Origin of the sequence: Rhizobium sp. WYJ-E13 (assembly GCF_018987265.1) — a bacterium.
GTDB lineage: Bacteria > Pseudomonadota > Alphaproteobacteria > Rhizobiales > Rhizobiaceae > Rhizobium.
In genome coordinates this window covers 1365261-1380615 of sequence record NZ_CP076854.1, presented here as the reverse complement: position 1 = coordinate 1380615, position 15355 = coordinate 1365261, and the positions used below count along the sequence as shown (strand labels likewise).

At 61.3% G+C, this 15355-nt stretch carries 16 protein-coding genes; 8 read left to right on the top strand and 8 right to left on the bottom strand.

What is annotated here, in order from left to right; translation table 11 throughout:
* Nucleotides 1-33: 33 nt before the first annotated feature.
* Nucleotides 34-513: a class I SAM-dependent methyltransferase gene (locus KQ933_RS27870; protein WP_216759230.1), complete on the top strand. Its 480-nt coding sequence runs from the start codon at nucleotides 34-36 to the stop codon at nucleotides 511-513.
* 7 nt (nucleotides 514-520) lie between these two features.
* On the opposite strand, the gene KQ933_RS27865 is transcribed toward KQ933_RS27870, so the two are convergent.
* On the bottom strand, nucleotides 521-976 hold the full coding sequence (locus KQ933_RS27865) for an Rrf2 family transcriptional regulator (protein WP_216759229.1): 456 nt from the start codon (nucleotides 974-976) through the stop codon (nucleotides 521-523).
* A 136-nt stretch (nucleotides 977-1112) separates the two neighbouring features.
* On the opposite strand from KQ933_RS27865, the gene KQ933_RS27860 reads away from it, so the two are divergent.
* Nucleotides 1113-2018, top strand: a complete 906-nt coding sequence (locus KQ933_RS27860; RefSeq protein ID WP_216759228.1) for an NAD(P)/FAD-dependent oxidoreductase — start codon at nucleotides 1113-1115, stop codon at nucleotides 2016-2018.
* Between the two features lie 12 nt (nucleotides 2019-2030).
* On the opposite strand, the gene KQ933_RS27855 is transcribed toward KQ933_RS27860, so the two are convergent.
* Nucleotides 2031-2909 carry an FkbM family methyltransferase gene (locus KQ933_RS27855; protein ID WP_216759227.1) on the bottom strand — a complete coding sequence of 293 codons (879 nt, stop codon included), beginning with the start codon at nucleotides 2907-2909 and terminating at the stop codon, nucleotides 2031-2033.
* Nucleotides 2909-4624, bottom strand: coding sequence for an adenylate/guanylate cyclase domain-containing protein (locus KQ933_RS27850; RefSeq protein WP_216759226.1), 1716 nt, complete (start codon nucleotides 4622-4624; stop codon nucleotides 2909-2911). The genes KQ933_RS27855 and KQ933_RS27850 overlap by 1 nt, the downstream gene beginning before the upstream one ends.
* Before the next feature lie 192 nt (nucleotides 4625-4816).
* Here KQ933_RS27850 and KQ933_RS27845 point away from each other — a divergent pair, with 192 nt between their 5' ends.
* On the top strand, nucleotides 4817-5911 hold the full coding sequence (locus tag KQ933_RS27845; protein ID WP_216759225.1) for a glycosyltransferase family 4 protein: 1095 nt from the start codon (nucleotides 4817-4819) through the stop codon (nucleotides 5909-5911).
* Nucleotides 5901-6668: a polysaccharide deacetylase family protein gene (locus KQ933_RS27840; protein WP_216759224.1), complete on the top strand. Its 768-nt coding sequence runs from the start codon at nucleotides 5901-5903 to the stop codon at nucleotides 6666-6668. Before KQ933_RS27845 ends, KQ933_RS27840 begins: the two co-directional genes overlap by 11 nt.
* On the opposite strand, the gene KQ933_RS27835 is transcribed toward KQ933_RS27840, so the two are convergent.
* Nucleotides 6650-7480, bottom strand: coding sequence for an MBL fold metallo-hydrolase (locus KQ933_RS27835; protein WP_216759223.1), 831 nt, complete (start codon nucleotides 7478-7480; stop codon nucleotides 6650-6652). The two genes, KQ933_RS27840 and KQ933_RS27835, sit on opposite strands and share 19 nt — an antisense overlap.
* A gap of 506 nt (nucleotides 7481-7986) precedes the next feature.
* On the opposite strand from KQ933_RS27835, the gene KQ933_RS27830 reads away from it, so the two are divergent.
* The 4 genes from KQ933_RS27830 (at nucleotide 7987) to KQ933_RS27815 (ending at nucleotide 11989) form a co-directional block, all read left to right on the top strand.
* Entirely contained in the window at nucleotides 7987-9102 is a 1116-nt protein-coding gene (locus tag KQ933_RS27830) for an ABC transporter ATP-binding protein (RefSeq protein WP_216759222.1), read from the top strand.
* Entirely contained in the window at nucleotides 9095-10054 is a 960-nt protein-coding gene (locus KQ933_RS27825; protein WP_216759221.1) for an ABC transporter substrate-binding protein, read from the top strand. The genes KQ933_RS27830 and KQ933_RS27825 overlap by 8 nt, the downstream gene beginning before the upstream one ends.
* 11 nt (nucleotides 10055-10065) lie before the next feature.
* Nucleotides 10066-11745, top strand: coding sequence for an iron ABC transporter permease (locus KQ933_RS27820; protein WP_216759220.1), 1680 nt, complete (start codon nucleotides 10066-10068; stop codon nucleotides 11743-11745).
* Between the two features lie 79 nt (nucleotides 11746-11824).
* On the top strand, nucleotides 11825-11989 hold the full coding sequence (locus KQ933_RS27815; protein ID WP_216759219.1) for a hypothetical protein: 165 nt from the start codon (nucleotides 11825-11827) through the stop codon (nucleotides 11987-11989).
* Nucleotides 11990-11991: 2 nt separating this feature from the next.
* On the opposite strand, the gene KQ933_RS27810 is transcribed toward KQ933_RS27815, so the two are convergent.
* The 4 genes from KQ933_RS27810 to pcaH form a co-directional block, all read right to left on the bottom strand.
* Nucleotides 11992-12759, bottom strand: coding sequence for an SDR family oxidoreductase (locus KQ933_RS27810; RefSeq protein ID WP_216759218.1), 768 nt, complete (start codon nucleotides 12757-12759; stop codon nucleotides 11992-11994).
* 62 nt (nucleotides 12760-12821) lie between these two features.
* A complete protein-coding gene (locus tag KQ933_RS27805; RefSeq protein ID WP_216759217.1) occupies nucleotides 12822-13868 on the bottom strand; it encodes a 3-carboxy-cis,cis-muconate cycloisomerase in 1047 nt (348 codons plus the stop codon).
* A 121-nt stretch (nucleotides 13869-13989) separates the two neighbouring features.
* Nucleotides 13990-14601 carry a protocatechuate 3,4-dioxygenase subunit alpha gene (gene pcaG, locus KQ933_RS27800; RefSeq protein WP_216759216.1) on the bottom strand — a complete coding sequence of 204 codons (612 nt, stop codon included), beginning with the start codon at nucleotides 14599-14601 and terminating at the stop codon, nucleotides 13990-13992.
* A 1-nt stretch (nucleotide 14602) separates the two neighbouring features.
* Nucleotides 14603-15352 (bottom strand): protocatechuate 3,4-dioxygenase subunit beta, encoded by a 750-nt coding sequence (pcaH, locus tag KQ933_RS27795; protein ID WP_216759215.1) that lies wholly within the window; start codon nucleotides 15350-15352, stop codon nucleotides 14603-14605.
* Between the last annotated feature and the right edge of the window lie 3 nt (nucleotides 15353-15355).

Genomic DNA, 15355 nt, shown 5'->3' with positions numbered 1-15355 from the left:
ACCGCTGACATATTTTATGACGGACAGGACAAGATGAGCCGCCTCGATAGCTTCATTCGCCGATTGTCGGCTCAACGCGATATTCTCAATGCCATCATCGATCTGGTGGAAGAGGTGGAGGGGCCGGTGCTCGAATTCGGCCTCGGCAATGGCCGCACCTACGACCATCTGCGCGAGCATTTTCCCGACCGTCGCATTATCGCCTTCGATTGGGAAATACGCTCCTATTCCGCGTCCACGCCGCCGGCCGAAAATATGGTGACCGGCAATATCCGTGATACCGGCCAGACGTTCCTCGGGATCAATGCCGCGCTGGCCCATGCCGATATCGGCACCGGCCATGACGAGATCGATGCCGTGACGCTGACTTGGCTGCCGCAACTGATGGCCGGCGTGCTGACCCATCACGGCATTGCCGTCAGCGGCCTGCCGCTGGAACATCCCGAGCTTTTACCTCTGCCTCTGCCCGGCGGCATCAAGGAAGGCCGGTATTTCCTCTACCGCAGGAAATGATCCGCGCTTATGAGACGCAGGAATAGGACGCAGCCGAAAGCGCGGCATATTTTGCCTCGAAGTCGGCCGCGATTTCGTCCAGCGTCACGCTGCCCAATCGCCGCAGGAGCAGGGCCTGCGCCTCCTTCATCGCATCTTCGAGAGCCGCATTCACAGCCTGTTCCACGAGGCATTTCGGCTGATCGTCGGCCGGGCCGATGGCGAAAAGATGCGGTTCGCCGATGGCATTGTAGACATCGAGCAGCGTGATTTCCGACAACGGGCGCACCAGCGTCCAGCCCCCGCCATGCCCCTTTTCGGAACGGACATAGCCCTGTTCTCGAAGGCCGGCCATGGTGCGGCGCACGACGACGGGATTGGTGTTCAGCATCTTTGCAATCATTTCGGAGGTCGCCGAATGCTCATGCCGATCCATGTGGATCAACACGTGCAGCATGCGTGAAAGGCGGCTGTCGTTGCGCATGAAGTTCTATTCCCTTCAATCGAATGGGTCATTATCACAAGCGGATCGTAACAAGACAAGTGACATGCTGCTTGACTGCGCCATTTCATGTAACTTATGTTGGTTCATGATTGAAGCGGCGTCAAAGGAGAGGTCCATGTCATTCGAAGCCATCGTCATCGGCGGAAATTTCGCTGGCCTATCCGCAGCCATGCAGCTTGCCAGGGCGCGACGACGGGTTCTGTTGATCGATGCCGGCGCGCCGCGCAATCGGTTTTCGCAGGCGTCACATGGCTTCCTGGGCCAGGATGGCCAGGCGCCGGAGGCGATCATGCGGGAGGGAAAGCGGCAGCTTTCGCTTTATCCGAACATCATCATCCGCGACGGGGAAGTTGTTCAGGCGCGTACCGATAGCGGCAAATTCGCGATCGATATCAAGGGCGGTGGCCAAGAAAGGGCCGCGCGCATCGTCCTGGCGACCGGCATCAGAGACACGCTGCCCGAGATCCCCGGCCTGCGGGACCGATGGGGCCGTTCCGTGCTGCACTGCCCCTATTGCCATGGTTATGAGGTGAGCGGCGGCAAGCTCGGTGTTCTCGCAAGCCATCCGCATTCGGCACATGCGGCCATGCTGATTCCCGACTGGGGAGAGACAACCTATTTTACCCAAGCGCTGTTCGAGCCCGACGAAGAGCAACTCACACGGCTGACCGCTCGCGGTGTACGGATCGAACGCAGCCCTGTCGTGGAATTGTTGGGCGATAGTCCCAGGCTCGAGGCCGTTCGCCTCGCCGATGGCCGGGTCGTGCGGCTGGATGCCGTGTTCATCGCTCCGAAAACCGCGATGGCCAGTCCGATCGCCGAACAACTCGGCTGTGTCTTCGACGATGGCCCGTTTGGCCCTGTCATCCGAACCTGCGATAACAAGGAAACGTCCGTCAAGGGCGTCTTTGCTGCCGGTGATGCGGCGAGCGCCATGCATAATGCCACGCTTGCCTCTGCCTCAGGCGTGCTTGCTGGCGTGCACTGCCATCAATCGCTGGCGATGCAGTCAGCCGGATAGCACTTTTTCGGTCTAAGGCAGGAATAGCACGTCATACTGATTGAATTCGCCCGGCAGATCACGGACTTTCATCTCCTTCTCGTGGTCCTCGAAGATCACGAGGCAATCCTCGTAGAAGCCGGCGAGCGTGCGAATGAAGGCTTTCGTGCCCTCGGGGCCGTAAAAGAGCGGCGTGAATTCCATATAGAGAGGCGCGCGGCGGGCAAGCAAAGGCAGCATCGAGCGGCAGGCAACCGGCTCGTAACCCTCGATATCCATCCAGACGAGGCCGATGGCCGCTTGGTCGATGCCGAGACCATCGAGGATGCCGATCACAGACCGCACCGGAACGCTGATCTTCTGATCGCTGGCGCTTTGACGAATGGCGCTGCTCTTGCCATGATTGGCGCTGTTTAGAAAGAAATCGATCTTGCCTTCGCCTTCGCCGGCGGCGCAGTTGACGAGGCGCACGGCATCCGTAAGTCCATTCTGACGTATATTCTGTTCCAGAAGGCGGAAATTGCGCGGGTCCGGTTCGACGCTGACGATCCCGGCAAAGGCCCGGGCGAGCGCAAAATAGACGGTCTGCGTGCCGATATTGCCGCCGATCTCCAGCAGCATGCTGTCCTTCTTCAGCAGGCCGCGCTGGCGCAGGATCACGAGCAGCCGGTCGACGGCCTCGCGTTCGAAATGGCCCTTCCGGAAGATCTTGCGGCCGATATAGTCGGCCGGCGAAAAACTCATCAGGTGATCGCCGGCATCGACCGTCATGGAGGTGACGCGCGGCCCGATATTTTCGATCAGCAGCCGGCGGCCAAAGCGGGTATCGAAGAAACGCGTGGCCAGCGCATTGCGCGCCTTGCGCAAACGGCGCTTCCAATATTTGCCAGTAAGCCATGCTTGGCCGGACATTATTGTTTTTCCTTGAGCGGTTCGGCCGCTTTCTCTCTCGGAACGACATAGACTTTCAAGGGGAGTGCCCGGCCGCGCACATTGATTTCGCAGCTTTCGACCGTTTCCGCATCGATGCCAGCGCGCATCGCGACCGGCTCGGAAATGACGATAGCGGCATTGAGTTCCTTGGCCGCGGTTTCCAGGCGGCTTGCCACATTGACCGTATCGCCGACGGCAGTCAGGCTGCGCACGCGCCCATAGCCCATCGTGCCGACGACGGCCGGGCCGGCATGGATGCCGATGACGATCTGCAGCGGCAGAGGCAGTTCGTCGGAAAGTTCGGCAGCGAGCTTCTCTACCTCGGCAACAATCGCGGTTGCGGCTGCTACCGCCTGCCGGCAGGCTTCCTCAGGCGTGGTGTTGAGGCCGAAGAGTGCCATGGCGCCGTCGCCGATGAATTTGTCGAGCCGTCCGCCGGCCTGTTCCACCGCCTTGCCGACGATCCCGAAATAGCGGTTGAGCAGGAAGACGACGTCGAAGGGCAGGCGGGTTTCGGTCAGCGTGGTGAAATGGCGCATGTCGCAGAAGAGCACGGCGATCTCGTGCTCGCGGCCGGGGCTGGTTTCCTGGCTGTTGGCGGGAAGGGAAGCCTCTGTCTGCGGCACGAGCAGCGGCGCGACGGTCAAGTCCTTATCCGGGCGGAGCTGACAGGCGAGGCGCACGTCGGATGCCGCATTGATACGCTTCAGCGTCGTCTGCTCCAGCTTGTCGGGTGGCGGCAGGGTCCAATAATCGTCGAGGATCTGCACACGGCAGGTGGAGCACTGGCCCTTGCCGCCGCAGACCGAATAATGCGGCAGGCCGCCAAGCCTGCTTGCTTCGAGCACAGTGAAGCCGCGTGGCACGCGCACCGTCTCGCCGCCGGGATAGTGAACCGCAACCTGGTTCGCCCGCTCTTTCAGCCTGCGGCGCGCCCGTGCCAGAATGACGAGGGCCAGCGTTGCCGAGAAGCTGCCGTACAGCACGGCGCGAATCGTCGCGATTTGCTCGCGCGCCTCGGGATCATCGTAATAGCGGGTATTGATCGTTTCTTCGTAGTGGCCGGATTCTTGCTCGATATAGGAGGGATCGGACAGCGTGCGGCCCATCTCGACGAAACCGAGCAGCGCCAGCACCGGCAGAAGGATTGCGATCGCCAGAAGCAGCGATGAGGAATTGTCGTACCAGGGCCGATAGCGCAGCCAGAAATGTATGCCGATACAGCCGTGGATCCAGACGGCGAGCAGCGCGAAAGTCTGGCGCACGCCGTTATCAGGTGCGTTGATCCAGAGCGTGCGAACGATCGTCTCGTAATTGTCGGTATAGTTGTAAAGTGCATGGACGATACGCGTGCCGACGACATGGTCGATGAGCAGCAGCGGGATCAAAAGGCCGAGAACGATCTGCGCCATCTCGTTCTTCGGCATGACGAGGCTGCGGCGCATATAGAGCCCGCGCAGCACCAGCGTCATATGGACAAGGACTGAGCCATAGAAGAGGATCGTGCCGACCGGATTGCGCCAGATCACCAGAAACAACCGACGTGCATCATCGGCTGCCGTCAGCGAAACGAGCCCCAATGCATGGTTCGACATATGCAGGATGATGAAGACGAACATGACGAGGCCGGAACCGAGCCTGGCCTTCCTGATCATCCGCTCCGAAAAAATCCCTGTGGCCCAGACCGTCGTCATCAATTCCTGTTCTTGAAGCTCAAATCGCAAATGCACTAGAGAAGACGAAAAAGGGCGGAATTATCGTCTCGTCTAATCACGATCGCTTCGGTATGCCTGCCTGTATCGTTCAAGGATAGTGACAATAGCGGAAATTTTCGCTTACGGCGCGAGCGCCGATGGGAAACACACTGTCGTCAGCGGAGTGTCGCGATGCGGATCGCTTTTTACGCGCCGATGAAATCGCCTGATCATCCGGTGCCCTCGGGCGACCGGCTGATGGCGCGGCTGTTGATCCGGGCGCTGCAGATGGCTGGCCATTCTGTCGAGGTCGTGTCCGAATTCCGTGTCCATGCCGGCTCGCCGGAGGCGGCGGCTGAGGTTCTGGCGAAGGCGGATGGCGAACTCGAGCGGCTGCGGCGCAAATGGCGGGCGGAGCCGAGGCCGGAACTCTGGTTCTGCTATCATCCTTATTACAAATCCCCCGATCTCCTCGGCGCCGCGATCGCGGAGCAATTCGCCATTCCCTATGTCACGGCCGAAGCCTCCTACTCGCGCAAACGTGATGGGCTGGGCTGGGCGTTCTTCCAGAAACCGGTGGGGGACGCGATCCGTCAGGCGGCGGTCAATATCGCTTTCACCGAACGCGACCGGAAAGGACTGGAAGACGTCTTTCCCGAAGCGCGTATCGCCGGAATAAAGCCCTTCATCGACACAGCGCTCTTCGAGGCGATAACGCCCGCCCCCGATCCGCAACGCTTGATGACCGTGGCCATGATGCGGGCCGGCGACAAGATGGAGAGCTACAAGATGCTCGCCACGGCACTCTCCATGATCGCGGAGCGTCCATGGACACTCGGCATCATCGGTGACGGTCCGCTGCGGGCTGAGGTGGAGGCGCTGTTTGCCGGTTTTGCGCCCGGCCGTATCGACTGGCTCGGCCAAAGGGAGCCGGACGAGATTGCCGTACTGTTGGCGAAGGGCAGCATCTATGTCTGGCCGGGTTGCGGCGAAGCCTATGGACTTGCCTATCTCGAAGCGCAGGCGGCGGGCCTTCCTGTTGTGGCGCAGAAGACCGCCGGCGTGCCTGCCGTGGTGGAGGCCGATATGACCGGCCTATTGACGCCTGATGGCGATATGAAAGCCTATGCGCGGGCCGTTGCCGGACTGCTGGATGACCGGGGGCTCCGTGACGCTATGGCATCCGCGGCCCGCCGCTTCGTCATCGATGAGCGTTCGCTTGCCGGCGCGGCGAAAGAACTGGATTTGATCCTATGCAATCATGCGGGAGCAGCAGATGATCGATAGCACCATCCACGAGCCGTTGTATCGGGAACTGGAGCGCTGGCGCGCCGCTGGCCGCGTGGCGCGGCTTTGGCTGCGGGATGACGATGCGACCGAGCCGACGGCGGCGCTGGAGCGGCTGCTCTCCGAAACGAAAAGCCACGGCATCCCCGTCACGCTTGCGGTCATCCCGGCTTTTACCGGCGCGCCGCTGGCTCAGCGGCTAGCGGGCGAGGCGCATGTCAGCGTGGCGGTTCACGGCTGGTCGCATCACAATCATGCTGGACCCCACGACAAGAAGCAGGAGCTCGGCGGAGCGCGTCTGGAAGAAACCATTCTCGGTGAGCTCTACGAAGGCCTCCTGAAGCTGAAGGGCCTTTACCCGACGCGCTTTCTGGCCATGCTGGTTCCGCCCTGGAACCGCATCGACAAGGGTCTCATACCCAAGCTGCCGGCGCTCGGTTTCGAATCCCTTTCGACTTACGGACGCGTCAAGGGGGAAAGCCCGCTTGCCATCGTCAATTCCCATGTCGACCTCATGGACTGGCACGGTACACGCGGCGGCCGGCCGATGGCAGACCTGATCGGTGAACTGGTCGCCGAATTGCAGGACAGGTTCGCGGGCAGCAGCGAACCGATAGGCGTGCTCGCGCATCACCTGGTGCATGATGCGGCGGCGTGGGATTTCCTTGCCGAGCTCTTCGAGGCGACGTCCGGCCATCCCGCGGTGGAATGGGTCTCGGCAGCCGCACTCGTACAGGATCAGATGTCGATGACCTGATTGTCACGGGCGGCGAAGGCGCCGGCAAAGGCGGCCTGCGCCTGGCTTTCCATGACAGCGAGCTGTTCATCGGTGCGCGAGGGCGCATGATGGAACAGGGCGAAGCGCTTCGCGCCCGCCATTTTTGCAAGTTCGGTACCGTGCTGCCACGTGGAATGGCCAAACCCTTTGAAGCGCTGCATCTCGTCTTCATTATAGGTGCAGTCATAGACGACGAGATCGGCGTTCTTCATCATCTCCAGCGCCACCGGATCGTAGCTACCCGGCGTGTGCTCGATGTCGTAGATCAGCGATATGATGCGCCCTTTCCAATGGATGCGATAGCCGATCGCACCACCGGGATGGTTCAGCATATAGGTCTGCATCTCCACGCCATCATGCGGGGTCAGCGTCTGGCCGGCATGGAAATCACGGAAATTCATCGTCGCCTGACAGATGTCGGTCTTCACAGGGAACCAGGGCGGGCTGATGAACTGCTCGACCATCTCGCGCGTGCTCATCTTGCCGTCCAGATGGCCGGACCAGATGTTGACGTTGATCGACGGGTAGTAGATCGCCTTGAAGAAGGGCAGGCCGATGATGTGATCATAGTGGCAGTGGCTGAAGAAGAGATCGACATCGTGGACATCATCAGCGATGAGCGACAGGCCGGCTTCACGCAGGCCCGAGCCCGCGTCAAACAGCATCCGGTGCTCGCCGCAGCGGATTTCAATGCAGGAGGTGTTGCCTCCATAGCGGTCGAATTCCGGGCCTGACACGGGAATGCTTCCCCGTACGCCCCAAAATTTTACCTGAAACAGATCGTTACTCATCTTCCTTCAAACCAGCTTTCCCGCTCCGCCATCGTAGTCACCATCGATCCCGATTCGAAGCTGCAGAATTCCACGGGTTTGCCTATATCCCCTCGCACTCTTCCAACGGCTAGCCGAAGAAGAAGTAGATTTTCCTAAGCAATCGGCTTTTGGCTCAGAATGCAAGCCGGTATGGTTCGTTTTCTGTAAACGTTCCGGCATGAGCGAGGTCGCGACATTTCCGCGGATCATGCATCCTAAATGGTTGCGCGCGACCGAAAATGCAAATCTCCCTGCTTTTGACGGTGCTCAAGGCGAGGCGGCAAGAAAAACGTGTCGGAAATAGCCGGCGGCGAAGCACGCGCCGGGAGCGCATGCTTATCTTCGTCATAGATCACAATAGGAAACACCAGCGTCTTCGTGCGTGTGCGGTTTTGTCACAAAACTGAAATATATGTGTCGCAATCCTGTCATCCAGGATGCCTAAATGTCGCCATACTTTCTTTAAAGCGACATTTGGTCTGCCCATGAACGCCCCCTCGATCCGTTCGTCCTCTGCCGTTGCCGCGGCGGGTCCGGAATTGAGTTACGGGTCGACACGGATCCTCAAGGGCATTGATTTTTCTCTGCAAAGGGGCAAGACGCTGGCGCTGCTTGGTCCTTCGGGCTGTGGCAAGACCACGCTTCTGCGGCTGGTTGCCGGCCTGCTTGCGCCGACCAAGGGTTCCGTATCGATCGCCGGCACGACAGTTGCCGACGGTGCGACCGGCGCTTTCGTGCCGCCCGAGCGGCGCGCGCTCGGCATGGTGTTTCAGGACTACGCGCTGTGGCCGCATCTGCCGGTCGGTGGCAATGTCTCTTTCCCGCTCGAAATGCGTGGGGTCGGCAAGGCTGAGCGCCAGGCCCGGACGATGCGCGCCCTGGAGCGCGTCGGTCTTTCAGCCTATGCCGATCGGCGTGCGAGCGATCTCTCTGGCGGCCAGCAGCAGCGTGTGGCGATTGCCCGCGCGATCGTCGCCGAACCACAGCTTATCCTTTTCGATGAGCCGCTTTCCAACCTCGACCGTGAACTGCGCGAAAACATGGTGGGCGAGCTCGCCGAGCTTATCTCCACGCTCGGCCTGACCGCGATCTACGTGACGCATGACCATAGCGAAGCTTTGACGCTTGCCGATGAAGTCGCGGTTATGCGTTCCGGTCTGATCGAGCAGCTTGCCTCGCCCGACGATCTGATCGAGCGGCCGGCGACCCCCGAGGTTGCCGACTTCCTGCGGCTTGGTTGCCTTGCCGATATCGAGCGGCGCGGCCCGGCCTGGCATTTCAAGGGCAGCAATATCGTGCTCACTGAAGCCGACGGCATAGCCGGTGACCGCGCCCGCGTGCTGATCCCCGTCGGCTCCATCTCGGCCGGCGAAACCTCACCTGATCGGCTCGCAGCCACCGTCCTGCGTTCGCAGTTCCGCGGCGATGGGCATCTGGCAAGTGTTTCGCTGTCCGGCTTGCCGGGCATGCAATTGCAGCTTCTGAGCCACACGAGGCTGCGTCCCGGCGAAACGATCGGCCTTGCGATCGACGCTGCACAGATCCGCTGGTTTCAAGAGAAAAGACCCCAAGTCATAGAGGAGAAATTGGAACATGTTTAAGTCATTGAAGAGCATCACTTTTGGCGTTATCGCCACCGCCCTTATGGCCGGCGTCGCCCATGCCGACGTCACCGTTTACACCGCCGGCCCGCAGAGTCTGATCGACAAACTGTCGACCGGCTTCACCAAGCAGAGCGGCATCAAGGTCAATGTTTTCCAGGCAACGACCGGAAAGGTCATGGCCCGTATCGAAGCAGAGGCCGCCAATCCGGTCGTCGACGTCGTCATCTCGGCGTCCTGGGATACGGCAAACGACTTCGCCAAGCGCGGCTGGCTCGTCAATTATGCGAGCCCGAACGCAGCCAAGGTTCCGGACTTCCTCAAGTCCGAAGGCGCCGTTGCACAGGGCATCTCGGCTCTCGGCATCGTCTGGAACAGCAAGAGCGGCACGCCGAAGCCGGCGGAATGGGCCGACCTGACGAAGCCGGAATACAAGGACCTCGTCAATATTCCAGACCCGGCGCAGTCCGGCTCCTCCTTCGAACTGACCGCCGCTCTCGCCGTCCAGGACGACTGGAAGCTCTTCAAGGGCCTGCAGGCCAACGGCGCCATCATCGCCGGCGCCAATGCTGACGCCTTGAACCCGGTTCTGCAGGGTGCAAAGGCTGTCGTCTTCGGTGCTGTCGATTACATCGCTCTCGCGGCCCAGAAGAAGGGCGAGACCGTCGAAGTCGTGTTCCCGAAGTCCGGTACGGTTATCGCGCCGCGCCCGGCCATGATCATGAGCTGGTCCAAGAACCAGGACGACGCCAAGAAGTTCATCGACTACATGCTCTCCGACGAAGGTCAGGCGCTGGTTGCCGGTGAAATGCTGATGCCGTCGCGCACCGACGTTGCCGCCAGCCGTCCGGTGATCAGCGACCTGACGCTGTTGAAGTATGACACGGCTGCGGTCTACGGTAAGCGCAAGGAAACGCTGAAGACCTTCGCCGAGCTCTTCGGCGGCAAGTAAGGTCTAGCCATATGAGAAGAAACGGCATCGGCGGCACGGCTCCGGCCGCATGGCTGGCAACAGCAGGTCTTGTTGTCGTCGTTGCCGTTCCCTTCATCGCAGTGGTGCTACAAGGCATCTTCCCAGAACTCGGACAGGGCTCTTTCGCGAGCCCTTTCTCCTCGCTCTACGCGACGCTCGCCGACAGCTCGCTGATCCGCATGGGCGGCAATACGATCCTGCTCGGCTGCTGCGTGGTGCTCGCTTCGGCCCTGGTCGCCGTGCCGCTGGGCGTCTTCCGCGCCCTTTACAGAATTCCCTTTGCGCCGCTCTGGGACGTGCTGCTGCTCGTGCCCTTCATGATCCCGCCCTATATCGCCACACTCGGCTGGATCATGACCCTGCAGCCGCGCGGTTATCTGCAGCAACTCGCGGGCTTCAATCTGGCGCCCTTCCTGTTTTCGATTTTTGGCATGACGCTGGTCATGGCCTTCAACACCTTCCCGGTCGTCTATTTCGCCGTATCGCGAACGGTCGAGGCCGTCGGCGCACGTTATGCCGATGTCGGCCGCGTCTTCGGTGCCTCGCCGGTCCGCGCCTTCTGGCGCATCACGCTGCCGCTCTCGGCGCCGGGCCTGACGGCAAGCCTGATGCTGGTCTTTGCCGCTGCCATCGAGGAATACGGCACGCCGGCAGCGCTCGGCCGTCGAGCTGGCTTCCAGGTGCTGGTGACGGGCATCGACCTTCGCGTCACCGACTGGCCGATCGATCTGCCGGGTGCGGCCATTCTGTCGCTGGTGCTGGTCGCCATGTCGCTCGGCACTTTCCTGCTGCAGCGTTGGATTCTCGCGCGCCGCTCCTACCAGACGGTGGGTGGCAAGCCGACGGCCAAGGACAAGCGACCGCTCGGCGCGTTGAAGGTTCCGGTGATGATCGCGTTTACCGTCGTCGCCTTCCTTGCGACCGGTGTACCGCTGCTTGCAATCCTCGCAACAGCGCTGGCGCGCACGATCTCCGGCGGCCTCGCCTTCGACAATGTCAGCCTCGACAATTTCATGGCTGTCTTCGGCAACAGCGCCGGCGCCGTAACGGCGCTGGTCAACAGCTTCTCGCTTGGCATCGGCACGGCGCTGATAACAGGCCTGATCGGCGTGACGGCCGCCTACACTGTGGTGAAGACGAAGATGTCCGGCCGCACGGCGATCGATGTCATGACCATCCTGCCGAACGCCCTGCCGGGCATCGTCGTTGCCGTTGGCCTCATCCTCGCCTGGAACATGCCGGGTCTGCCCATCACGCCCTACAACACCGCTTTCATCCTGCTGCTTGCCTATTGCTGCATCCTGCTGCCGCAGCCGGTGCGCTATACCACCGCAGCTTTCCAACAGATCGGCGACAATCTGGAGGCGGCTGCCCGCGTTTGCGGTGCCAATGGCATCACCGCCTTCCGCCGCATCCTGCTGCCGCTCATCTTTCCCAGCCTCGCCTCTTCCATGCTGCTTGTTTTCGCGCTTGCTTCGCGTGAGCTTGTCGCTTCCGTCGTCGTTGCACCCGTCGGCATGCAGACGATCGCGACCTTCATCTGGCGGCAGTTCGAGCAGGGTTCGATCGGCCTTGGCATGGCAATGGCCTTCATCGCCATCTGCATCACGACCTTGCTGCCACTGATTCTGATGGGGCTGATGCGACGTGGCAATATCGTTGCGGATTGAGGCGTGCGCGATATTGAGATGTTCTTGTTTCTCGCGGAAATCGCTGAGATTATTTCCTTGCGCAACCTTTGGAGTGAACATGTCTCCAGTCACGGAGATCCTGATAGGCCTCGCGGTCGTTTCCATCCTCATCGTCGCATTTGCCGCAGGGCGTCTCGTTCCCGGCCAAGCTGACGGTGGCCTCGAAGCGAGTGTTGATTGCGACGATGGAGGTGACGGCGGTGGTGACGGTGGAGGCGATTAACCTCAGAGCGACGCCGTAATCCCTCCGTCGACCATCAGCATATGGCCGTTGACGAAGGACGATGCATCCGACGCCAGGAAGACGGCCGCACCCACCAATTCTTCCACATTGCCCCAGCGGCCAGCCGGTGTCCGGGTTTCAAGCCACGCGGAGAATTTCGGATCGTCGACAAGCGCCTGATTGAGCGGCGTCTTGAAATAGCCGGGCGCAATGGCGTTGACCTGTAGGCCGTGTTTCGCCCAGTCGGTTGCCATGCCGCGGGTGAGATTGCGGATGGCACCCTTGGTTGCCGTATAGGGCGCGATACCCGGCCGGGCGAGCTCGGCCTGCACCGAGGCGATGTTGACGATCTTGCCGCGGCCGCGGCTGATCATCGCCTGCGCGACCGGTTGGCTAACGTAGAAGACGCTGGAGACATTGGTGCGAAAGAGTTCGTCCCACTTCTCGACCGGAAAATTCTCCAGAGGCGTGCGGAACTGCATGCCGGCATTGTTGATGAGGATATCGATCGGGCCAATCTCGGCCTCGATATAGGTAATCGCCGAGCGACAGGCATCGGCATCGGTCACGTCGAAGGCAGCGCTGACGGCGTGGCGCTTCTGCTCGCGGATCGTCTCGGCAGCAGCCTCCGCCTTCTGGGCGTTGCGGCCGTTGATGATGATGCAGGCGCCGTGTTCGGCAAGACCGAGTGCCAGCGCATAACCAATGCCCTGGCTGGAGCCCGTCACGAGCGCGCGGCGGCCGGAAAGATCGAAGAGGGGAAAGGTCACGGGATCACTCCTGAAATCGACGCCTCTGCATAGCCGGTTTTACCGCGTTCATGCAAAGGCGATCAGCCTGTCCCCAGACGCTTGATATTGCCGACAAGCTCCGCCGCCAGCCGCAGCGAGACGGCGGTTGCCATGACCATCTGTGGCAGCACCAGCCATTCGAGTGTCCAGGCCGCCCCGGAGCGCTCCTGTTCATGAACGAGGGAATGATGGATGGCCGAGAGCTGCGTTGCGTTGAAGCGGGCGAGCGCAACCAGCGTTTCGGCGGCGACCGGATTCTGCTTATGGGCCATGGCCGAGGAAGCGCCGCCACCCGCAAGCTCGATCTCGCCGCCGGCTTCGGCGAGCAATGCGATATCCTGCCCGAATTTACCGAGGCTGCCGGAGATCAGCGAATAGAGATTGGCGAGATCGGCAATGCGGCTGCGGCGGCTCTGCCATTGCGGCTCATCGCTCAATCCCAGCTCCTGCGCCAGCGAGGCGCGCACGACGGATGCCTCGGCCCCGAGCTTTTCGAGTGTACCGGCAGCACCGCCGAATTGCACGGGGAAGGTCTGCTCCGTCAGCCGGTCGCGATAGGTCGTGAGTGGCATCCGCCAGGCGGCGATGCGGTCGGCGACGGTAATCGGGATTGCGGCCTGCATGCGGGTATGACCCATCAGGCGGCTGGCGCCGAACTGCCGTTCGAGCGCTGCCAGTTTCGTCGCGACGGCATGCAGCCTTCCGCCGAACAGGAAGGTGATGGACTTCAGCCGCAGCATCAGGCTGGTGTCGATGGCATCCTGACTGGTCGCACCGAAATGAACATGTTCGGCGGCCTCGCTGCCGACCGCCTTCCTGAGCTGTTTGACGAGGTCCGGAATGACGACACCGTCGCGAGCCGTTGCAGCCTTCAGGCTTTGCACATCTGCGGTAAAGCCAGCGCAGATCTCGCCGATCGTTCGCGCGGCTTCCGCCGGAATGATGCCATGCCTCGCTTCTGCGCGTGCAAGTGCCGCTTCGAAGGAGAGCATCGCCCTGATATCAGCCTCGGCTGAGAAGTAGGCGGCGATTTCAGTGTCTCCGAGCAGGCCGGAAAGGAAGGGATGGTCGAAAGGGGATGTCGTCATGTGGCAGCTCGTTTCATCGCAATCCCGGTCTGCCTGTCGGCTTATCTCGACCCAGATAGGGCAGGGCGAAGCCGACGCTACTTGCCCGACGGATCGCGGGCAAGTAGCCAGTCGAGATAGCTTAAATGTCCAGGAACACCGTTTCCTTCGGACCCTGCAGATAGATGTCGAAGCTCAGCTTCGCGCCATCGCGGGAAGCAATCAGCGTTGCCACGCGCTCGCGGTGCTCGATACGCGCCAGAATCGGGTCCGCCGCATTGGCATCCTGCTCTTCCGGGAAATACATGCGCGTGTGCAAGCCGATGTTGATGCCGCGGGCGACGATCCAGAACGTAATGTGCGGGGCCATCTTGCGGCCATCCTTGAAGGGCACCTTGCCGGGCTTGATGGTGTCGAAACTATAGACGCCGTCTTCGGCGCGGGTGGGGCAGCGGCCCCAGCCGGTGAAGTTCGGGTCTGCCGTGCCACGCATTTCCGAGGGGCTGTTGTAGAGGCCGGCGCTGTCTGCCTGCCAGATTTCAATGACGGCGTCGCGAACGAGTGCTCCGCCACCGTCGAAGATGCGGCCGCTGACGGTGATACGCTCGCCGAGCGTCTTGTCATTGACCATCTGCGTGCCGAGGTCACTGTCGAAAACGCCGGTGATATCGCAGAAGTTCGGCGTCAGGCCGATATGCACATAGGGGCCGGCGGTCTGGGACGGGGTTTCCTTGAGATAGCCGAGTTCCTGCATGTCAGTTCCCCTCCAGCTTGTTTTCGAACATGGTCGAACGGCGGCCACGCAGCACGATATCGAACTTGTAGGCGCGGCTGTCCATCGGGATCGTATTGCCCCAATCCATCGGGGCGATGAGTTGTTCGATCGCCGCCTTGTCCGGGATGGTGCCGACGATCGGACATTTCCAGATCATCGGATCGCCTTCGAAATACATCTGCGTGATCAAGCGTTGCGAGAAGCCGTGGCCGAAGATCGAAAAATGGATATGTGCCGGGCGCCAGTCGTTGACGCCGTTCGGCCAGGGATAGGCGCCGGGACGCACGGTGCGGAAGAAATAACGGCCTTCCTCGTCGGTGACGAACCGGCCGCAGCCGCCGAAATTCGGGTCGATGGCGGCGAGATAGGTTTCTTTTTTATGACGGTAGCGGCCGCCGGCATTGGCCTGCCAGAACTCCACGAGAACACCAGCCTGCGGACGACCGCGTTCATCGAGCACCCGGCCGTGGACGATGATGCGTTCGCCGATGGCGCTCTCGCCGGGTCGCGCGAAATTATGGATCAGGTCGTTATCCATCTCGCCGATCATCGAATGGCCGAAGACCGGGCCGGTGATTTCCGAAATCGTGCCATCGAGAGAAAGCAGCGCGCGTTGCGGTGAACGGAGGAGCGAGGTCTTGTAGCCCGGCGCATAGGCCGGCGGATGCCAGGCACGGTCGCGGGCGAAGAAGGCTCCGGTTTCTGGCTTGCGGTTCGGTAAGTCGGACATTCT